Annotated in this window: 17 protein-coding genes and 2 tRNA genes; 2 read left to right on the plus strand and 17 right to left on the minus strand. The window is 73.2% G+C overall.

Going from position 1 to position 19,439, the window contains the following annotated elements; translation table 11 throughout:
- Window positions 1–84 precede the first annotated feature (84 nt).
- From leuS to O7609_RS05875, 9 genes are all read right to left on the minus strand, one after another.
- Window positions 85–2,955, minus strand: coding sequence for a leucine--tRNA ligase (leuS, locus tag O7609_RS05835; RefSeq protein WP_269733819.1), 2,871 nt, complete (start codon window positions 2,953–2,955; stop codon window positions 85–87).
- A 319-nt stretch (window positions 2,956–3,274) separates the two neighbouring features.
- Window positions 3,275–3,347: transfer RNA gene (locus O7609_RS05840), tRNA-Ala, on the minus strand.
- A 109-nt stretch (window positions 3,348–3,456) separates the two neighbouring features.
- Entirely contained in the window at window positions 3,457–3,690 is a 234-nt protein-coding gene (locus tag O7609_RS05845; protein ID WP_269733820.1) for a hypothetical protein, read from the minus strand.
- 208 nt (window positions 3,691–3,898) lie between these two features.
- Window positions 3,899–3,971, minus strand: a tRNA-Ala gene (locus tag O7609_RS05850).
- Window positions 3,972–4,163: 192 nt separating this feature from the next.
- Window positions 4,164–4,799, minus strand: a complete 636-nt coding sequence (locus tag O7609_RS05855) for a histidine phosphatase family protein (RefSeq protein WP_269733821.1) — start codon at window positions 4,797–4,799, stop codon at window positions 4,164–4,166.
- On the minus strand, window positions 4,799–5,215 hold the full coding sequence (gene rsfS, locus O7609_RS05860; protein WP_219091544.1) for a ribosome silencing factor: 417 nt from the start codon (window positions 5,213–5,215) through the stop codon (window positions 4,799–4,801). Before rsfS ends, O7609_RS05855 begins: the two co-directional genes overlap by 1 nt.
- 153 nt (window positions 5,216–5,368) lie before the next feature.
- Window positions 5,369–7,186, minus strand: a complete 1,818-nt coding sequence (locus O7609_RS05865; protein WP_269743193.1) for an LCP family protein — start codon at window positions 7,184–7,186, stop codon at window positions 5,369–5,371.
- Between the two features lie 13 nt (window positions 7,187–7,199).
- Window positions 7,200–7,835 (minus strand): nicotinate-nucleotide adenylyltransferase, encoded by a 636-nt coding sequence (gene nadD, locus O7609_RS05870; protein WP_269733823.1) that lies wholly within the window; start codon window positions 7,833–7,835, stop codon window positions 7,200–7,202.
- Between the two features lie 41 nt (window positions 7,836–7,876).
- Window positions 7,877–8,047 carry a hypothetical protein gene (locus tag O7609_RS05875; protein ID WP_219091608.1) on the minus strand — a complete coding sequence of 57 codons (171 nt, stop codon included), beginning with the start codon at window positions 8,045–8,047 and terminating at the stop codon, window positions 7,877–7,879.
- Window positions 8,048–8,216: 169 nt separating this feature from the next.
- Between O7609_RS05875 and O7609_RS05880 the strand changes: the two genes are divergently transcribed.
- Window positions 8,217–9,317 carry a M48 family metallopeptidase gene (locus O7609_RS05880; protein WP_269733824.1) on the plus strand — a complete coding sequence of 367 codons (1,101 nt, stop codon included), beginning with the start codon at window positions 8,217–8,219 and terminating at the stop codon, window positions 9,315–9,317.
- 81 nt (window positions 9,318–9,398) lie between these two features.
- Here O7609_RS05880 and O7609_RS05885 read toward each other — a convergent pair whose 3' ends face one another.
- The 5 genes from O7609_RS05885 to proB form a co-directional block, all read right to left on the minus strand.
- Window positions 9,399–10,517 (minus strand): SCO2583 family membrane protein, encoded by a 1,119-nt coding sequence (locus O7609_RS05885; protein WP_269733825.1) that lies wholly within the window; start codon window positions 10,515–10,517, stop codon window positions 9,399–9,401.
- Between the two features lie 54 nt (window positions 10,518–10,571).
- Window positions 10,572–11,162 carry an SCO2584 family spore wall biosynthesis protein gene (locus O7609_RS05890; protein ID WP_269733826.1) on the minus strand — a complete coding sequence of 197 codons (591 nt, stop codon included), beginning with the start codon at window positions 11,160–11,162 and terminating at the stop codon, window positions 10,572–10,574.
- A 121-nt stretch (window positions 11,163–11,283) separates the two neighbouring features.
- Window positions 11,284–12,588, minus strand: a complete 1,305-nt coding sequence (locus tag O7609_RS05895) for a glutamate-5-semialdehyde dehydrogenase (RefSeq protein WP_269737029.1) — start codon at window positions 12,586–12,588, stop codon at window positions 11,284–11,286.
- Between the two features lie 144 nt (window positions 12,589–12,732).
- Complete coding sequence (locus tag O7609_RS05900) at window positions 12,733–13,125, minus strand: hypothetical protein (RefSeq protein ID WP_269744314.1); 393 nt, start codon at window positions 13,123–13,125, stop codon at window positions 12,733–12,735.
- A gap of 272 nt (window positions 13,126–13,397) precedes the next feature.
- A complete protein-coding gene (proB, locus tag O7609_RS05905; RefSeq protein ID WP_443072230.1) occupies window positions 13,398–14,474 on the minus strand; it encodes a glutamate 5-kinase in 1,077 nt (358 codons plus the stop codon).
- Window positions 14,475–14,974: 500 nt separating this feature from the next.
- Between proB and O7609_RS05910 the strand changes: the two genes are divergently transcribed.
- Complete coding sequence (locus tag O7609_RS05910) at window positions 14,975–17,164, plus strand: hypothetical protein (RefSeq protein ID WP_269743194.1); 2,190 nt, start codon at window positions 14,975–14,977, stop codon at window positions 17,162–17,164.
- Window positions 17,165–17,176: 12 nt separating this feature from the next.
- Here O7609_RS05910 and obgE read toward each other — a convergent pair whose 3' ends face one another.
- The 3 genes from obgE to rplU form a co-directional block, all read right to left on the minus strand.
- Window positions 17,177–18,622, minus strand: a complete 1,446-nt coding sequence (obgE, locus tag O7609_RS05915; protein WP_269733829.1) for a GTPase ObgE — start codon at window positions 18,620–18,622, stop codon at window positions 17,177–17,179.
- A 162-nt stretch (window positions 18,623–18,784) separates the two neighbouring features.
- Window positions 18,785–19,042, minus strand: coding sequence for a 50S ribosomal protein L27 (gene rpmA / locus O7609_RS05920; protein ID WP_219091535.1), 258 nt, complete (start codon window positions 19,040–19,042; stop codon window positions 18,785–18,787).
- A gap of 14 nt (window positions 19,043–19,056) precedes the next feature.
- Window positions 19,057–19,377 (minus strand): 50S ribosomal protein L21, encoded by a 321-nt coding sequence (rplU, locus tag O7609_RS05925; protein ID WP_191207956.1) that lies wholly within the window; start codon window positions 19,375–19,377, stop codon window positions 19,057–19,059.
- Window positions 19,378–19,439: the final 62 nt, after the last annotated feature.

A 19,439-nucleotide genomic window follows, 5' to 3' on the forward strand; every position in this document is an offset into this window, starting at 1 on the left:
TCCCAGCCTAAGCGCTGCGGGGGCGGCGGGGACCAGTGCGTCCCCGGACCGCTCCCGCAGCGCGCCCCAAGGGCCTCCCCCGCCTCAGGCGGGGACGATGTTGACGAGCTTCGGGGCCCGGACGATCACCTTGCGGACGCCGGCACCGCCCAGCGCGGCGACGACGCCCGGCGCGGCGAGGGCCTGGGCCTCCAGCTCGGCCTCGGGGATCTCGGGCGAGACCTCCAGCCGGGCCTTGACCTTGCCCTTCACCTGGACGACGCAGGTCACCGTCTCGTCGACCACGTAGGCGGGGTCGGCGACGGGGAAGGGGTGGTGCACGACGCTGTCCTCGTGGCCCAGCCGCCGCCACAGCTCCTCCGCGATGTGCGGGGCCAGCGGGGCGATGAGGAGCACGAGGTGCTCGGCGACGACACGCGGCACCCGGTCCAGCTTCGTCGCGTGGTTGTTCAGCTCGGTGATCTTCGCGATCGCCGTGTTGAACCGCAGGGCGGCCATGTCCTGGGTGACGCCGTCGACGGCCTTGTGCACGGCACGCAGGGTGTCCTCGGCCGGCTCCTCGTCGACGACGGTGACCTCGCCGGCCGCCTCGTCGACGACGTTGCGCCACAGCCGCTGGAGCAGCCGGTTCTGGCCGACGACGGCACGGGTGTCCCAGGGCCGGGAGACGTCCAGCGGGCCCATGGCCATCTCGTACAGCCGGAGCGTGTCGGCGCCGTACTCGGCGCAGATCTCGTCCGGGGTGACGGCGTTCTTCAGGGACTTGCCCATCTTGCCCAGCTCGCGGCTGACCCGCTCGCCCTCGTGGAAGAAGGCGCCGTCGCGCTCCTCGACCTCGGTCGCGGGCACCGGGAAACCGCGCTCGTCCCGGTAGACGTAGGCCTGGATCATGCCCTGGTTGAACAGCTTGTGGAACGGCTCCACCGAGGAGACGTGCCCCAGGTCGTAGAGGACCTTGGACCAGAAGCGGGCGTAGAGCAGGTGCAGCACGGCGTGCTCGGCGCCGCCGACGTACAGGTCGACGCCGCCGTGCGGGGCGCCCTCACGCGGGCCCATCCAGTAGCGCTCGATCTCCGGGTCGACGAGCTGCCGCTCGTTGTGCGGGTCCAGGTAGCGCAGCTCGTACCAGCACGAACCGGCCCAGTTGGGCATCGTGTTGGTCTCGCGCCGGTAGCGCTTGGGACCGTCGCCCAGGTCCAGGGTGACGTTGACCCACTCCTCGTTGCGGGAGAGCGGCGTCTCCGGGGAGGTGTCGGCGTCCTCGGGGTCGAAGGTGCGCGGCGAGTAGTCCTCGACCTCCGGCAGTTCCAGGGGCAGCATCGACTCGGGCAGCGGGTGGGCGACGCCCTCCTCGTCGTAGACGATCGGGAACGGCTCGCCCCAGTACCGCTGGCGGCTGAACAGCCAGTCGCGCAGCCGGTAGTTGACGGTGCCCTCGCCGATACCGCGCTCCGCCAGCCAGCGGGTGATCTCGGCCTTGGCCTCGGGCACGCGCAGCCCGTCGAGCGACACCGCGGCGGAGGTGGAGTTGACCACCGGCGCCTCGTGGGAGTCGAACGCGTCGTCCCAGGTGGCCGGGTCGGTGCCGCGGCCATCGGTGGGCTCGACCACGCAGCGCATGGGCAGTTCGAAGGCCCGGGCGAACGCGAAGTCCCGGCTGTCGTGGGCGGGGACGGCCATGATGGCGCCGGTGCCGTAGCCCATCAGGACGTAGTCGGCGATGAAGACGGGAACGTGCTCGTCGTTGACGGGGTTGAGCGCGTAGGCGCCGGTGAAGACGCCGGTCTTGTCCTTGGCCTCGGCCTGCCGTTCGACGTCCGACTTGGCGGCGGCCTGGGCGCGGTAGGCGGAGACGGCGTCGGCGGGGGTGGCGTAGCCGCCCGTCCACACCTCGTGGGTGCCCTCGGGCCAGGCGTCGGGGACCAGCTCGTCGACGAGCGGGTGCTCGGGGGCCAGGACCATGTAGGTGGCGCCGAACAGGGTGTCCTGGCGGGTGGTGAAGACGGTGATGGCGTGCCCGGGCTTCCCGGCGGGGAAGCCGACGCGGGCGCCCTCGCTGCGGCCGATCCAGTTGCGCTGCTGCAGCTTGATGGCCTCGGGCCAGTCCAGCCCGTCCAGGTCGGTCAGCAGCCGCTCGGCGTAGGCGGTGATGCGCATGTTCCACTGGCGCAGCTTGGCCTTGAAGACGGGGAAGTTCCCGCGCTCGGAACGTCCGTCGGCGGTGACCTCCTCGTTGGCCAGCACGGTGCCCAGGCCCGGGCACCAGTTGACCGGGGCGTCCGAGGCGTAGGCCAGCCGGTAGTCGCCCAGCAGGTCGGCGCGTTCGGCGGCGGTCAGCTCCGCCCAGGGGGCCCGGCCCTCGGGCGTGGGCCGCTCACCGCTCTCGAACTCCTTGACCAGTTCGTCGATGGGGCGGGCCCGGTCGGCGTCCTCGTCGTACCAGGAGTTGAAGATCTGCAGGAAGATCCACTGGGTCCAGTGGTAGTAGTCCGGGTCGATCGTGGCGAAGGACCGCCGCTGGTCGTGGCCCAGACCCAGCCGGCGCAGCTGCGCCTTCATGTTGGCGATGTTCGCCTCGGTGGAGACGCGCGGGTGGGTGCCCGTCTGCACCGCGTACTGCTCGGCCGGCAGGCCGAAGGCGTCGAAGCCCAGGGTGTGCAGGACGTTGTGGCCGGTCATCCGCTGGAACCGGGCGTAGACGTCGGTGGCGATGTACCCCAGCGGGTGGCCGACGTGCAGTCCGGCCCCGGACGGGTAGGGGAACATGTCCATGATGAACTTCTCGGGCCGTGCTACCAGCTCGGGGTCGCCGGCCAGGTCCCCGGTGGGGTTCGGCGCCTGGTACGTGCCGTGCTTCTCCCAGAAGTCCTGCCAGCGCGCCTCGATGTCGGCGGCCAGGGCCGCCGTGTAGCGGTGCGGGGCCGCGCTCTCCGCGGGGGTGGTGGTCTGGGTCATGTCCTCAAGGCTCCATCGTCTCGTCTCTGCCCGCCGAAATGAAAAAGCCCCTCACGCATGAGGGGTAGCCGCGCCGCGTCGGCCCGTGGGAGGGCCCGTGGTCAGCGCGGCCGGCTAAGCAGAAGGCGTACGGCACGCATGCCGTCAGGGTACCGCAGCCGAGCGGCCCGGCCGGGCCGTGTCCCGCGGAGCGGAAAGCCGGCCACGTCCCCGTGGCCGGCCGGGAGAACACGGGCGGAGTCCGGGCCGCCCAGGAGCACCGAGGGGGGCGGAAACACGGAAGCGGGCCACTCGAACGAGTGGCCCGCTTCCCGATCTGTGGAGCTAAGGAGAATCGAACTCCTGACCTCTTGCATGCCATGCAAGCGCTCTACCAACTGAGCTATAGCCCCGGGTCTGGGCCTCCGCGGGTTTCCCCCGCGTCGGCGTCGCCTACTCTACACGGCCCGGGACACCGCTTGCCAAATCCGTTTCCCGGCAGCCCTCCAGGCCCTCGTGGACTCAGACCGTGACGAACGAGTAGAAGCGCTTGAGGGTGCAGTGCTCCTCCAGCAGACGCCCGTAGATGGGTTCGCCCTCCAGCTCGCGGTACGTCTCGATGGGATCGCCCTTGATGATCAGCGCCCTGGCGCACTCGACGCACCAGTACTGGTAACGGGCGTTGAGCGGTTCCATGTCGCGCACGATGGGCGTACCGCTGCCGCACCAGTCGCACTTTCTACTGTGGGCGCCCATCAGGCCCCGCAGCCGGGAGTCGGTCCGAGTGCGAGTCGGCCCTCGCGTGAACGGTGGATGCGCCTGGGCACCGCGGCGTCCCTCCCCTTTCGGGTCGTCCCCCTACTGCGGATGATTCTGCCACGTCACGTCGGAACGCAGGAGGCCGCCGATGACGACCGCACGCCGAAATCCCGCCCTCCGGAGGAGGACGGGATCTTGATGATTGTGGAGCTAAGGAGAATTGAACTCCTGACCTCTTGCATGCCATGCAAGCGCTCTACCAACTGAGCTATAGCCCCGCGCTCTCGGCTTTCCGGCCTGGCCGGCGCGCCGTGAACGAGTAGAACTCTACCTGGTGACCTGGCGGAACGCGAAATCCGGGTCGCCGCGATCCGACGCCGTCCACAGCTGGCCCGCGGGGCTTCCCCACCAGGGCCGCCGCATGACGACGCGGACCACGGCACCGTCCGGCCTGAACCGCCGGGCAGGCCTCAGTCGTCGTCGCCCAGGACCGGCTCGGGCAGACTGCCCGCGTTGTGCTCCATCAGCCGCCAGCCGCGCAGACCCTCACCGAGCACCGACCAGGAGCAGTTGGACAGGCCGCCCAGCGACTCCCAGGCCGACGGGTCCAACCCGAGCAGCCGGCCGATGGTCGTCCGGATCGTCCCGCCGTGGCTGACGACGACGAGGGTGCCGCCGTCCGGGAGCTTGTCCGCGTTGCGCTCCACGACGGGCGCGGCCCGGTCGGCCACCTCCGTCTCCAGCTCACCGCCGCCGCGGCGGACGGGCTCCCCGCGCTTCCACGCCGCGTACTGCTCGCCGAAGCGCTCCACGATCTCGTCGTGGGTCAGGCCCTGCCACTTCCCCGCGTACGTCTCGCGCAGGGCCTCCTCGTGCAGCACCTCGTGGCCGGTGAGGCCCGCCAGCTCGGCGGCCGTGGCCCGGGCGCGGACGAGGTCGGAGGAGACGATCGCGTCGGGCTTCAGCGCGGCGAGCAGCCGCGCGGCCCGGCGCGCCTGGTTCAGCCCCTCGGCAGTGAGCGGGATGTCCGTGGAGCCCTGGAAGCGCCGCTCGAGGTTCCACGACGTCTGCCCGTGCCGCCACAGGACGATCTTGCGGTCGCGCATCACCGCTCCTCCGCAGCGTCCGCCTCGGCGGCCCCCTTGCCGCGGGTGGCCTTGGCGTCCTCGGGCAGCTCCAGCTCGGGGCAGTCCTTCCACAGCCGCTCCAGGGCGTAGAAGACGCGCTCCTCGCTGTGCTGGACGTGCACGACGATGTCCACGTAGTCGAGCAGCACCCAGCGGCCGTCCCGCTCGCCCTCGCGGCGCACCGGCTTGGCGCCCAGCTCCTTCAGCAGCCGCTCCTCGATGCCGTCGACGATCGACTTGACCTGGCGGTCGTTGGGTGCCGAGGCGAGCAGGAAGGCGTCGGTGATGGAGAGCACGTCGCTCACGTCGTAGGCGACGACGTCGTGCGCGAGCTTGTCGGCGGCGGCCTGCGCGGCGGCGTTGATCAGCTCCAGGGAACGGTCCGTTGCGGTCACAGGTGCATGCTTTCGGTCGGGAGTACGGGGCGCGCACGACGTGCACGCCATCCCAGGGTCTCACGGCCGCCACGGGGCCCGTGCTCGGCGCGGGGGGTGACGTGCGCCCCCGCCGGTCCCGCGGTCCGGCGCCGGGCGGCGGGGCCGACGGGGTCAGTCCTCGTAGTTCTCGCCGAGCACGACGGTGACGTCGGCGTTGGCCGCCCCCTCGCCCTGCCGGACGGCGTCCTCGGGCAGCCCGAGCGTCTTCGCCACCCCCTCGGCGCGCTGCGCGTCCGTCTTCTCCGCGTAGGTGACCGTGCTGGCCTCCACCACGGTCTCCGACTCCTTCGCCGGGACGACGGTGTAGCCGCCGTTGATCAGCGTGATCTGGGCCGACTGGGCGGCGTCCCCGTCGCCGGTGGCATTGCGGACGCTGACGCGGACGGCGGCGTCCGGGTCGGGGTTCCGCACGGTGCCGCCGAGGACTTCCTTGACCAGGCCGTGGGCCGTCTCGTCGCTCAGCGTGCCGTTCTGCTCGACCGGCAGCAGCCGGGTGTCCAGCCGGTCCTTGCCGGCGTATGCGGCCAGCTCCGCCAGTGCGCCCCCGAGCTGCCCGTCCGTGAGCGACGGGTCCGGGACCTGGCCCAGCGAGACGACGGTCCGGGTGGCGGCCGCCGGGTCGGTGGAGAGCTTGCCCAGCACCGCCACCATCACCTGGCCGAAGCGGCCGAGCTGCTTCGTCTGCTCCTCGCCCGACGCCAGGTGCGTCGCGTACCGGATGGCCGCCCGGCCGTTCAGCTCCCGGTCCGCACCCTTCCCGACGAGGGGCGGCTCGCCCTTCTCGTCGGCGGGGATGGTGACGTCGGCGTCGAGCGTGACGCCCCCGACGGAGTCGACCAGGTTCTCCAGGAACGGGGTGTCCAGTCGCCAGGTGCCCTGGAACGTGGCGCCGAGCAGGGTTCCGAGGGCCTCGCGGGTCGCCCCGGCGCCCTGGCTGTCGAAGGACTTGCCCAAGGTGGTCGTGGAGCCGTCGGTGGTCGTCAGCGCGAGCGAGTTGGGCAGCAGCACGGCGGTTCCGCGCCCGGCCGTCTCGTTGTCGACGAGCAGCACCGTGGAGACGTTCTCGGTGTCGATGTCCCGCAGGTGGAGGACGATGACGTCGCGCTGCTCGGCGGCCTGCGTGGCCGCTTCCGTCTCCTCCCCGCCGAGGCCGGGGAGCCGTCCGGAGGACCACAGGTAGCCGACGCCTCCGACGAGGACCACGACGAGCGCGACGACGAGCGCGACCATGCGGTTGCGCCCGCGCCGCTTGGCCTCCTCGCGCCGCTCGGTGCGGCTCTCGCTGAACTTCAGCCAGTCGATGACGTCCTCGGACTCCGCGTCCTCCTCCTCGATGAAGGAGAACTGCTCGGTCCGGTACTCCTCGCCGCTCCCGGCCCCGGGCTCCGCCCCGGCCGGGGCGGCGGACTCCTCGTCGTGGCCTCCGGCGGCCTCCCCCGCCGGGCGCCCGGACTCCGGCTCGTACGGGGCCTCCGGCTCGTACGGCGGCTCGGGCTCGTACCGCGGATCGGACCGGTACGCGGGCTCCGGCTCGTACGGGGCCGCGTTCGGATAGGGGGACGCCGTTGCCTGGTCCGGGTACGGGGGCGGGTACGGCGAGGAGTCCGGGTACGAAGGGCCCGGGCCCTGGTCCGGGTAGGACGACGGGGCCGGGTAGCCCTCCTCGGGCTGGGGCTGCTGCGGTACCCAGGCCGTCGCGCCCTGCTGACCGGCGTAGGGGTCGTAGCCGTAGCCCTGCTGCCCGTAGCCGCCGGGGGCCGGGTACCCGTAGTCGTGGCCGTAGCTCTGCGGGACGGCCGGCACCTCGGGCTCGGAGCGCGTGTCGACGCCGTCGGACCCCTGGGCGTAGGGGTCGTGGTAGAGCGGCCGGCCGTACTCGTCGTACCCGGTGAACTGCTGCTGCCCGTACGGGTCCTGTCGGTCGTTCACGGCTGCCGCCCCTCTAGCTGTTCGGTGCGGACGGGTCCCGGTAGAGCCGGCGCTTGGCGATGTACCGCACCACACCGTCCGGCACGAGATACCAGACCGGGTCGCCGTTCGCCACCCGGGCACGGCAGTCCGTGGAGGAGATCGCCAGCGCGGGCACCTCGATGAGGGACACCCCGCCGTCCGGGAGCCCGGGGTCGGTGAGGTGGTGTCCGGGCCGGGTGACGCCGATGAAGTGGGCGAGCGAGAACAGCTCGTCCGCGTTGCGCCAGGTGAGGATCTGGGAGAGCGCGTCGGCACCGGTAATGAAGAACAGGTCGTCCGTGGGGTGCTCGGCCCGCAGCTCCCGCAGGGTGTCGATGGTGTACGTCTTGCCGGCGCGGTCGATGTCCAGGCGGCTGACGGAGAACTGCGGGTTGGACGCGGTCGCGATGACCGTCATCAGGTAGCGGTCCTCGGCGGGCGACACCCGCTGGTGGCTCTTCTGCCACGGCTGGCCCGTCGGCACGAAGATGACCTCGTCGAGGTCGAACCGCGCCGCGACCTCGCTGGCCGCGACCAGGTGGCCGTGGTGGATCGGGTCGAACGTCCCGCCCATCACGCCGAGCCGCCGTTTGCCCGGCTCCGGCTGCGGCCTTATGTGCTCTGCCATGCGCTGACCCTAACCGCTGTCCCGCCCGCCGGTCGCCGGGCTCAGCGGTCCCGGTTGAAGCGGGTGGTGATCCACAGCAGGAGCAGCAGCATGAGCAGGCCGGAGGCGCCGATGAGCCACGGGTTCAGGCTCGCGTGCGCGCCACCGTGTTCCTCGGAGCCCGACGCGAGCAGCGAGAGGGCGGGAGCGGAGCTGAGGATATTCATCGTCATCTGGACCTTGTCCGGGAGGGAAACGGGCAGGAGGTTCAGCACATCGTAAGCGGACGGGTTTCTCGCGGCTGGTGCACCCACCCCGTAGGCTGGGCCGAACCGGCCGGGGAGGCCGGCGAGCAGGGCCTGTGAGGGGACGGGCCGCCACAGACTCGACACAGGGGGCCGAATGAGCGACAGCCAGGGCAACACCGAAAATCTTCCCGGGCGCAAGCGGCGGCGCTTCCCGGGAATCTCCTCCCGCGCCTACGAACACCCCGCCGACCGCTCGGCACTGGTGGCGCTGCGCAAGCTGAGCGGCTTCGACACCGTCTTCAAGACGCTCAGCGGCCTGCTGCCGGAGCGGAGCCTGCGGCTGCTCTTCCTCTCGGACTCGGTGCGCGTCGGCGAGCAGCAGTTCCCGCACCTCCACGACATGCTGCGGGACGCCTGTCACATCCTGGACCTGGAGAAGGTCCCGGCGATGTACGTGACGCAGAACCCGCAGCCGAACGCGATGTGCATCGGGCTGGACGAGCCGGTCATCGTCCTGACCACCGGTCTGGTGGAGCTCATGGACGAGGAGGAGATGCGGGCGGTCGTCGGGCACGAGGTCGGGCACGCGCTGTCCGGACACGCCCTCTACCGCACGATCCTGCTCTTCCTGACGAACTTCGCCGTCAAGGTCGCCTGGATCCCGCTGGGGAACGTCGCGATCATGGCCCTGGTGACGGCGCTGCGCGAGTGGTTCCGCAAGTCGGAGCTGTCGGCGGACCGGGCCGGACTGCTCGTCGGACAGGACCTGGAGGCCTCCCTGCGCGGGCTGATGAAGCTCGCCGGCGGGCACCACCTGCACGAGATGAACATCGACGCGTTCCTCGCCCAGGCCGAGGAGTACGAGCACGCCGGCGGGGACCTGCGGGACTCCGTGCTGAAGATCCTCCAGGTGCTGCCGCGCACGCACCCGTTCACCACGGTGCGCGCGGCCGAGCTGGGCAAGTGGGCGCGCAGCCGGGACTACCAGCGGCTGATGGACGGCCACTACCCGCGCCGCTCGGAGGACGGCGACGCCTCCGTGTCGGGCTCCGTGCGGGACTCGGCGAACCACTACCGGGAGTCGGTCAAGCAGAGCAAGGACCCGCTCATGGGGCTCATCCGGGACGTCGCCGGCGGCGCCGGGGATCTGGGCGGCAGACTGCGGGACTTCGCGACGGGCGGCGGCCGCCGGCCGAACGGTTCCGGGAGCGGCGCCGGCACGGCAGCGGGCGAGAGCGCTTCGGGCGGCAACTAGACGCGAGCGGCCGCGAACCGAGCGCGCGAGTCCCCGAGCCCCGGCTGCGGCCCCGGCCCCGGGGCTCGCGCGTGGCGCGGCTCAGCCGCCGGGCGGGCCCGGCTGCGCCGTGTCGGCCAGCACACCGCAGAGCGGGGAGCCCACCGGCCGGTCGGCGAACGGGTCCGTGCCGGTGACCTCGGTGGCGTCGGCGGACTCCCCCGCCGTGAGCGGGCGCAGCAGGTCGGAGTGGGCGGTGCCGCAGGCCAGCGGGCCCGCCTGCATCACCACGTGCTGCACCGAGAGGCGCTTGTCCAGCAGGTCGCCCCGCTCCATCAGGAGCCGCACCTGGCGGCGCACGGTGACCAGCGACGAGCGGTCGGTGTCGGCCTCACCGGCGGGCCGGACGGCGTAGACGAAGACGTGGTCGGCCGTGACCTCGAGGGCGTCCTCGTCGCGCTGGGTGACGGTCATCGAGCCCCGGACCCGCACACCGGCATCGGACACGGTCACCCGCTGGCTGTCGAAGCGCACGAGCCAGCCGGTGGCGGGCGGGACGGTGGAGGGGTCCCCCGCACCGGTGACGCCCTCCGGGGCGGGGGCCCGCAGGCTGCGGTCGAGCCGCGAGCGCTGGTCGGCGACGAGGAGCTCGCGCACCGGCGTCGCGGTGCTGCCGCCGATGACGCGGGAGTCCACGGCGGAGGCGACGACGTAGTCTTTGGCCAGGGTGAGGGCCGTCATCACCTGGGTGTCGCTGAAGTCCCCGGTGGCGGTGGGCGAGGGCAGCGTCACCCCCGCGGCGCCCACCGGGAAGTCAGCCGCCTGGCTGTCGGCGAACAGGGCCTCGGGCGCGCCCTCGGGCACCGGGCTCCTGGGGCTGAGCGGGACGACGGTGGCGCGCAGCGGCTGGTCCCCGGCGGTGGAGGGCTGCTGGTAGGGGCTGGTGATGCCCAGGTAGATGGCGGTGGCGAAGGCGAGCACCACGAGCGCGACCAGCACGATCCCCTGTTTGGCCGACGAGCCGGGACCGAGGACCGCCATGCGCCGGGGCAGGCTCCGCACCGGGTGCTCCCGGTGTTCCGGGTCGTCGAGGCGTTCCTGCGCCGAGTACTCCTGTAGCCGCGCCTCGCGGACGAACGACTCGTCGAAGACCGTCGAGCCGAACTCGTCGTCACCGCGCCCCTCGGGCTTGCCGTCGGGAGGGTCTGCACGCCCGGTCATACCAACAGGGTAGGCCCCGCCGTCGCGGAGTAAACGCCCTGGCCGTGGAGGAGTTCAGGCGGTCGGGGAGATCCGGGGGGCGGCCGCCGCGGCGGCTCCGGGAGCCGGTGGGGCGGGAGCGCCGAGCGAGCCCTCCGGTTCGCTGCTGGCCGGTGGGCGGCTGGGCTCCTCGCGCTGCCCCGAGCCGGACCGCTGCACGGCGGCGAAGGCCGTGGCGACCAGGCCGATGCCCATGACCAGGGCGAGCAGCCAGGCGACCGGGCGGTACCAGCGGACGGCCCCCCGGCCGTCGGCCCGGCGGGCCCGGGCCCACTGGGCGTAGGCGCCGTCGGCGCGCGGGTGGCGGCCGGACGCTGCCGGGCCCCAGGACTCGTCGTGTCCGTAGCCGCTGTGGCCGCCGTAGCCCGGCTCGTCGGCGCCGGGGCCGGTTTCGGGGTAGCCGTCCTCGCGGGACGCCGCCGCCTCGGCCTCGGCGCGGGCCGCGGCGAGCCGCCGCTCGGCCGCGGTGGGCTCGTGCACGGGTGCCGCTCGGATGAAGTCCTCGTCGAACACCACGGAGGCGAAGGCATCCTCTGCCGCCCCGTGGTCGCGGTCGTCGGGCTCGCCACCGTCGTGGGGCGGGCGGCCCGTGGCCTCGTCCGACACCCCCTCAGAGTAGACGGGTTCGGACCGCGGAGGCGACGGATCGGTGGATCCGCGCCGCCTCCGCGCCGGACCGCGCCCGCCCGGGCGCCCACGGAACCGGCCGGGGACGCCGGGCGCCGGCTCAGCCGCGCACGTGCCCGTCGCCGGTGACGACGTACTTGGTGGAGGTGAGCTCAGGCAGCCCCATCGGGCCGCGGGCGTGCAGCTTCTGCGTGGAGATGCCGATCTCGGCGCCGAAGCCGAACTGGCTGCCGTCGGTGAACCGGGTGGAGGCGTTGACCATGACGGCCGTGGAGTCCACCAGGGCGACGAAGCGGCGGGCCGCGGCGGTGTCACGGGTGACGATGGCCTCGGTGTGACCGGAGCTGTAGCGGCGGATGTGGGCGACGGCGGCGTCCAGGTCGGGCACGACCGCGGCGGCGATGTCGTGGGAGAGGTACTCGTTCTCCCAGTCCTCCTCGGTGGCCGGAACGACGTCCGGACCGGCCTGCCGCCAGGCGGCGTCGCCGTGGACGGTCACCCCGGCCTCGGCCAGCGCCTTGAGTGCGCTGGGCAGGAAGGCGTCGGCCACGCCCTGGTGGACGAGGACGGTCTCGGCCGCGTTGCACACGCTCGGCCGCTGGGCCTTGGCGTTGACGAGGATCTCCACGGCCATGTCGACATCGGCGTGCTCGTCGACGTAGACGTGGCAGTTGCCGGTGCCCGTCTCGATCACGGGGACGGTGGAGCCCTCGACGACGGTCCTGATCAGCGAGGCGCCGCCGCGCGGGATGAGCACGTCGACGAGGCCGCGTGCCGTCATCAGCTCGGTGACGCTGTCCCGGCTCTGTCCCGGCACGAGCTGCACGGCGTCGGCGGGGAGCCCTGCGGAGGCCACGGCGTCGCGCAGGACGGCGACGAGCGCGGTGTTGGAGGCGTAGGCGGAGGACGAGCCGCGCAGCAGCACGGCGTTGCCGGATTTCAGGCACAGGGCGGCGGCGTCCACGGTGACGTTGGGCCGGGCCTCGTAGATGATGCCGACGACGCCGAGGGGCACCCGGACCTGCCGCAGCTCCAGGCCGTTGGGCAGCGTCGAGCCGCGGACCACCTCGCCCACCGGGTCGGGCAGGGCGACGACGTCGCGCACGTCGGCGGCGATGGCGGCGACGCGCTCCGGGGTCAGGGTGAGCCGGTCGACGATACCCTCGGCGGTGCCGGCCTCGCGGGCCCGGGCGACGTCCTCCGCGTTGGCGGCGGTGATCTCCCCGGTACGGGCCACGAGGGCGTCCGCGATGGCGAGCAGGGCGGCGTCCCGGGCGGTGCGCGGCAGCGGCGCGAGGAGGGCGGCGGCCTCCCGGGCCCGGTGGGCGGTCTCCAGCACGGGAGAGCCCGCGGCGGGCGCGGTGGCGGTGGCGGACCCGGAGGAGCCCGAGGACCCAGAGGACATCGAAGCGCTGGTCATGCGGCCAGCGTATGACAGGTGGGACGGCGTGCCCACGCGGTCGTCCACGGTGCGAGACATGGCACGGTCCCCTTCGGCTCGGCTGCCGCCCGGCGGTGGCGCGGCCGCGCGCCGCGGCCCCCGCCGGGCCTAGAACGGATGGACGCCGACCGGGGACGCGGGCGGCGGGCCGTAGCCCTCGGCGATGCGCTGGCGGTACGTCTCCCGGTCGATGACCTCCAGGCCGACGATCTCCCAGGGCGGTAGCTGCGCGCTCGCGCGGTGCTCGCCCCACAGTCGCAGCGCGACCGCCGCGGCGTCCCGCAGGTCGCGGGCCTCCTCCCAGTACCGGATCTCGGCGTGGTCGTCGGCGTAGCGGCTGGTCATGAGGAAGGGATGGTCGTGGGCGAGCTGTTCCAGGCTCCGGCGGACCTCGCCGAGCGGCACCTCGCGCCCGGAGACGCTGAGCGTGACGTGCCACAGCCGGGCCGCGTCCGGATCGACGGTCCGCTCCTCGCCGGACGCAGCCTGCTGCGGGGGCACGGTGGCCCGCGGCGCGGTGTGCTGCCCCGAAGAGACGTCACCGACGCTGGCCAGTCGTCTCACGGCGGCCTCCTTGTGCGTGCGGGTGCTGGCTTTGGTGCCGGGCTCCGCCGGCTCTCGCCGGGAGGCCCGGGCGGCCGTACTGCCGACCGCCGCACCACAGTTGACCAGTCCTCGGCCGCTCGCGTGGCCCTTTTCCCGAAGGTGTCCGTGGAAAGGCTGACGTCGCGGGGCCCTCGGGAACCCCGGAGGCGGGGGGTGGCGCGGACGGGTCAGGGGCGCAGCAACACCAGGTCATCGCGGTGGACGATCTCCCGCTCGTACTCCGGTCCGAGGTCGCGTGCGAGCTCACGGGTGGACCGGCCGAGCAACTGGGGGATCTCCCTGGCGTCGAAGTTGACGAGCCCGCGGGCGACGGGGCGCCCCTGGCCGTCCCGCAGCTCCACCGGGTCGCCGGCCGAGAAGTCGCCCTCGACCCGCTGCACCCCGGCGGGCAGCAGCGAGGTGCGCCGCTGGACGACGGCGTCGACGGCCCCGGCGTCGAGGACGAGGGCGCCGCGCGGGCTGGAGGCGTGGGCGAGCCACAGCAGCCGGTCCGCGCTGCGCCGGCCGGTCCGGTGGAAGAACGTGCCGGTAACCCGGCCGGCGAGGGCGTCGGCGGCGTGGCTGGCCGAGGTGAGGACGACGGGGATGCCGGCCCCGGCAGCGATCCGGGCGGCGTCGACCTTGGTGACCATGCCGCCCGTGCCCACGCCGGCCGAGCCGACGCTGCCCAGGGAGATGTCGGCGAGGTCGGCGGGACCGTTCACCTCCGCTACGCGGGTGGTGCCGGGGGTGCTCGGGTCACCGTCGTAGAGGCCGTCGACGTCGGAGAGCAGGACGAGCAGGTCGGCGCGGACGAGGTGGGCGACGAGGGCGGCGAGCCGGTCGTTGTCGCCGAAGCGGATCTCGTCGGTGGCGATGGTGTCGTTCTCGTTGACCACCGGGACGGCGCCCATGGCGAGCAACTGCTCCAGGGTGCGGAAGGCGTTGCGGTAGTGGCCGCGCCGGCTGGTGTCGTCGGAGGTCAGCAGCACCTGCCCGACGCGGCGCCCGTAGCGGGCGAAGGAGGCGGTGTAGCGGGCCACCAGGAGGCCCTGGCCGACGCTGGCGGCGGCCTGCTGGCGGGCCAGGTCGCGCGGGCGGCGGCGGAGGCCGAGGGGAGCGAGCCCGGCGGCGATGGCGCCGGAGGAGACGAGCACGACGTCCCGGTCGCCGTGCTTGGCGAGGACGTCGACGAGGGCGTCGACGCGGTCGGCGTCCAGCCCGCCCGCGGCCGTGGTCAGGGAGGAGGAGCCGACCTTGACCACGATTCTCCGGGCGCGCTCGACCTCGGGCCGGACGGCTTCGTCGCGTGCCTCGGCTGCCGCTGTCACGGAGACCCCCATGTGTGCGTCTGTCGGATGCGCGTGCTGCTCGCGCTCTACGGCCGCAATGTACGTCAGGTCGCTCTTGCCCCGCTCGCGCGGTCCATGGGACGGACGGCGCGTCCGGGTCGCGGGACCGCCCCGGACGGATGAGCGGGAACCCACCGGGGCGCGCGGTGGTGCGAGGGGAGCGCACACTGGAAAAACCCGGCGCATGGTGGTTCACCGGGAATTGTCAGGGGTTGTACCTTCGGATTACGGTCGAGAAGCATTCGGTTACGCAGCGGTGATCCTTCGGCCTCGCAGCCGCTGTCCCGCGCCCTCCGCATCCGCACCCTCCGCACCCTCCCGCGTCCCTCCGCACCCCTCCGCCTCCCGCCGGCGGAGCCGGACCCGCGTCCGCCGTCCGCCGGCGCCCCGCACGCCCTCCAGGAGCTTGACCCGTGCCTTCCGCCGGACTCCTCGCACACCGCAAGGGGCAGCTCTGCGCGCTCCTCGCCCTGCTGGGCCTGTACGCCGCCCAGCTCGTCGGCGCGCTGCTGCCGCAGGTGCCCCTGCTGATCGCGGCCTCCGCGGGCTGCCTCGGCCTCGATCTCCTCGTGCAGCAGCTGCGGCCCCGGCTGCTGGCGTTCCTCGGCCGCCTACGGTTCGACGTCACCGCCCGGCAGCTCGTGCGCGACCTGATCGTGCTCGTCGGGCTGCTGCGCCTGGCGGAGCCGGGCCGCTGGGAGCAGGCGGCGCTGGTCGGGGGCCTGCTGGCCGCCTACGTCACGCACTTCGCCTGCCAGCTCGTCGCCCTGCTGGTGCGGCGCGACCGGGCGCTGCCGGTCCTCACCCGCAACGTGGACGCCTCCGCGCTCGGGCTGAGCCCCGCGCCCCCGCGCATCCTGGCGCGCCAGCCGGGGCGACGGCTGCTGACGTTCATGGTGCCCGCGACGGCGGGGATGCTGACGGCCACGGCGACACGGGAGCCGCTGTGGGCGGTGGGCGGCGTCGCACTCACCCTCACGGCCCTCGTCCTCGGCACAGGCCGGCTGGCCCAGTGGCTGCTGGGCGACCGGCGGGCGCCGGACGAGCGGACGGTGCTCGCCTGGCTGGACGCCTGGCTCGCCGCGTACCGGCCGACCCACGCGATGTACTTCTCCGGCGGGGCCTCGTCCGCCTACCAGGCCAACATGTGGCTGGGCACCCTGGCGGCCGTGCGCGGGCGCCCGCTGATCGTGCTGCGCGAGCGGTTCATGATGCAGAAGATCGCCGCGACGGACGTGCCCGTCGTCTGCCTGCCCAGGGTGGCGCACCTGATGGTGCTCGAACGCTCCCCGCTGAAGATCATGATCCACCCGGCCAACTCCGGGAAGACGTCCCAGGTGCTGCGCATCCCCTCCCTCATGCACACCTTCGTCAACCACGGCGAGAGCGACAAGCTGTCGAGCTGCAACCCCTACGCGAAGGCGTACGACGAGGTCTGGGTCGCGGGCCAGGCCGCGCGGGAGCGCTACCGGCTGGCCGACATCGGCGTGGACGACCGGGACGTGGTGGAGGTCGGGCGCCCCCAGCTCGCCCCCATCCGCCCCGCCGCGGGCCCGCCCGCCGGTCCGTACGTGACCGTCCTGTACGCCCCCACCTGGGAGGGCTGGACGGACGACCCCGGCAACACGTCGATCATGCTGGCCGGGGAGCGGATCGTCCGCGCCCTGCTCGCCGACCCCGGGGTCCGCCTCGTCTACAAGCCCCACCCCATGACCGGCTCGGTCGACCCGCGCGCGGGCGCGGCCGACGCCCGGATCAGGGCGCTCGTCGCCGAGGCGAACGCGGCCCGCGCGGCCGAGTCGGGCCACCGCCGCCCGGCGCCGGAGGCACGGGCCGAGCTGGCCCGGCGCACCGCGGAGCTGGACCGGCTGGCCGACGGCGTCTTCCGGCCCGACGCGGACGACGTCGAGCGGATGCTCGCGCAGTCGGTGCCCGAGCCCGGCCGGGCCGAGGCCGTGGAGCGGACGCAGGAGGCCTGTGAGGCGGCGTACTGGGCCGCGGTGCCCGAGTGGGAGCACCAGGTGGTCGACGGCGCCGTCCCCGGGCTGTACGCGTGCTTCAACGAGACCCACCTGCTGGTCAGCGACGTGTCCAGTGTGGTGTCCGACTACCTGGCCAGCGAGAAGCCCTACGCGGTGGTGAACACCTCGGGGCTGGGCGAGGACGCGTTCCGGGCCGCCTTCCCCACCGTCCACGCGGCCACCGTTCTGCCGCCGGACGCCGAGGGGCTCGCCGAGCTGCTGGCCGTCGTCCGCGACCCGGCGCGGGACACCCTCGCCGAGGCCCGGGCCGAGCTGAAAACGCGGCTGCTGGGGCCCGACGAGCCGCCCTCCCTGGACCGCTTCGACGCCGCCGTGCAGGCCCTGTGCGCCCGCGCCGAGGAGCGGCGCACCCGACGTCCCGCGGACCCCGCCGACGCCGCGGAGGCACCCGCCCGCGAGGCGGGCCCGCCGGGGCGGGCCTCGGCGGTGCCGGGCGCCGCGGACACGACCGTGGCGAACACCGACGTGGACGGGCCCGCCGGGAACGCGGCGCAGGCCGGGAACGCGGCGGGCTCCCGGGCCGGAGAGCCCGCGAGCCCGGAGAGCTCCGTCAGCGCCTGAGCCGCCCGCGCCTCAGGCGAACGGGTCGAAGTCGTCGTACTCGCGCTGGGAGGAGTCGCCGCGCTCCGCCTCCCGGTCGCGGCGGCGCTGCGCCGCGGGACGGGCCTCGTCCATGCGGTGGTCCTCACCGCGCCGGCCCAGCATCTCGGCGCCGGCCATGACGGTGGGCTCCCAGTCGAAGACGACGGCGTTCTCCTCGTCCCCGATCGCGACGCCGTCGCCCTCCCGGGCCCCGGCCTTCAGCAGCTCCTCCTCGACCCCGAGGCGGTTGAGCCGGTCGGCGAGGTAGCCGACCGCCTCGTCGTTGTTGAAGTCCGTCTGCCGCACCCAGCGCTCGGGCTTCTCCCCGCGCACCCGGAAGAGGCCCTCGGCCTCGCGGGTCACGGTGAAGCCCGCGTCGTCCACGGCCTGCGGCCGGATGACGATGCGCGTGGCCTCCTGCTTGGGGCGAGCCGCCCGGGCCTCCTCGACGATGCCGGCCAGTGCGAAGGACAGCTCCTTCAGCCCCTCCCGGCTGAGCGCGGACACCTCGAACACCCGGTAGCCGCGGGCCTCCAGGTCCGGACGGACCAGGTCGGCCAGGTCCCGCCCGTCGGGGATGTCGACCTTGTTGAGCACCACGAGCCGCGGCCGGTCCTCCAGCCCCCGCCCGTACTGGGCGAGCTCCTGCTCGATGACGTCCAGGTCGGAGGCGGGATCGCGGTCGGACTCCAGCGTCGCCGTGTCGAGGACGTGGACGAGGACCGCGCAGCGCTCGACGTGCCGGAGGAACTCCAGGCCGAGGCCCTTGCCCTCGCTCGCACCGGGGATCAGCCCGGGGACGTCGGCGACGGTGTAGACGGTCGACCCGGCGGTCACGACGCCCAGGTTGGGGACGAGCGTGGTGAAGGGGTAGTCGGCGATCTTGGGCTTGGCCGCGGAGAGCACCGAGATCAGCGAGGACTTGCCGGCCGAGGGATACCCGACCAGCGCCACGTCGGCGACGGTCTTCAGCTCCAGCACGATGTCGCGCGTCTCACCGGGCACGCCCAGCAGCGCGAAGCCGGGGGCCTTGCGGCGGGCGGAGGCCAGGGCGGCGTTGCCCAGCCCGCCACGGCCGCCCTCGCCGGCGACGAAGGTGGTGCCCTCGCCCACGAGGTCGGCCAGCACGTTGCCCCGCTTGTCCAGCACGACCGTGCCGTCCGGCACCGGCAGGACCAGGTCCTCGCCGTTCGCGCCCATCCGGTTGCCCCCCGCCCCCGGCTTGCCGTTCGTGGCCTTGCGGTGCGGACTGTGGTGGTACTCCAAGAGCGTCGTCACGCTCTGGTCGACGACGAGGACGACGTCCCCGCCGCGGCCGCCGTTGCCGCCGTCCGGGCCGCCCAGCGGCTTGAACTTCTCCCGGTGCACGGAGGCGCAGCCGTGGCCTCCGTTACCCGCGGCGATGTGCAGCTCGACGCGGTCCACGAAGGTGGTCATGACGCATGCCTCCCGGCTGGTTCGATGCCCGTGCGGCCCGCACGGGGTGCTCACAGGCTTGGTAACACGCCGAGGGCGGAACCGCTTCCCGCGCTGCGCGCGCGAGGCGGTCCGCCCTCGGCAGAGTGCTGCTGGTCGTGCTCGTGTGCGACGGAAAAGTGGTTACTCGCCGACCGGCACGATGTTGACGACCTTGCGGCCACGGGCCGTGCCGAACTGCACGGCACCGGCGTCCAGCGCGAACAGCGTGTCGTCGCCGCCGCGGCCGACACCCGCGCCCGGGTGGAAGTGGGTGCCACGCTGGCGGACGAGGATCTCGCCGGCGCTGACGACCTGACCGCCGAACCGCTTCACGCCGAGACGCTTCGCGTTGGAGTCACGACCGTTCCGAGTGGACGATGCGCCCTTCTTGTGTGCCATCTGTTCTCAGTCCCTTACTTCGCCGGGGCGGGGATGCCGGTGATCTTCAGCGCGGTGTGCAGCTGACGGTGACCGATGCGCTTCTTGTAACCGGTCTTGTTCTTGTACTTCTGGATGTCGATCTTGACGCCCTTGTGGTGGTCCACGACCTCGGCCTGGACCTTCACGCCGGCCAGCACCCACGGGTCGCTGGTGACGGCGTCCCCGTCGACCACGAGCACGGTCGAGAGCTCGACGGTGTCGCCGACCTTGCTGCTGGACATACGGTCAACCTCGATGACGTCGCCGACAGCAACCTTCTGCTGACGGCCGCCGGTGCGCACGATCGCGTACACGCGGAACTCTCTCTCGCTCGTTGTGGGAAACCCCTGATGCCAGCCGCCGACCGCGGGCGCAC

Source organism: Streptomyces sp. WMMC1477, from assembly GCF_027460245.1.
GTDB lineage: Bacteria > Actinomycetota > Actinomycetes > Streptomycetales > Streptomycetaceae > Streptomyces.

Coding starts and splice junctions, on each gene's coding strand:
- obgE (WP_269733829.1), bottom strand. CDS start 18,622: ATGACCACCTTCGTGGACCGCGTCGAGCTGCACATCGCCGCGGGTAAC.
- O7609_RS05855 (WP_269733821.1), bottom strand. CDS start 4,799: ATGCGCGACCGCAAGATCGTCCTGTGGCGGCACGGGCAGACGTCGTGG.
- nadD (WP_269733823.1), bottom strand. CDS start 7,835: ATGGCAGAGCACATAAGGCCGCAGCCGGAGCCGGGCAAACGGCGGCTC.
- O7609_RS05875 (WP_219091608.1), bottom strand. CDS start 8,047: ATGACGATGAATATCCTCAGCTCCGCTCCCGCCCTCTCGCTGCTCGCG.
- O7609_RS05895 (WP_269737029.1), bottom strand. CDS start 12,588: ATGTCCTCTGGGTCCTCGGGCTCCTCCGGGTCCGCCACCGCCACCGCG.
- O7609_RS05845 (WP_269733820.1), bottom strand. CDS start 3,690: ATGGGCGCCCACAGTAGAAAGTGCGACTGGTGCGGCAGCGGTACGCCC.
- O7609_RS05885 (WP_269733825.1), bottom strand. CDS start 10,517: ATGACCGGGCGTGCAGACCCTCCCGACGGCAAGCCCGAGGGGCGCGGT.
- rpmA (WP_219091535.1), bottom strand. CDS start 19,042: ATGGCACACAAGAAGGGCGCATCGTCCACTCGGAACGGTCGTGACTCC.
- leuS (WP_269733819.1), bottom strand. CDS start 2,955: ATGACCCAGACCACCACCCCCGCGGAGAGCGCGGCCCCGCACCGCTAC.
- O7609_RS05880 (WP_269733824.1), top strand. CDS start 8,217: ATGAGCGACAGCCAGGGCAACACCGAAAATCTTCCCGGGCGCAAGCGG.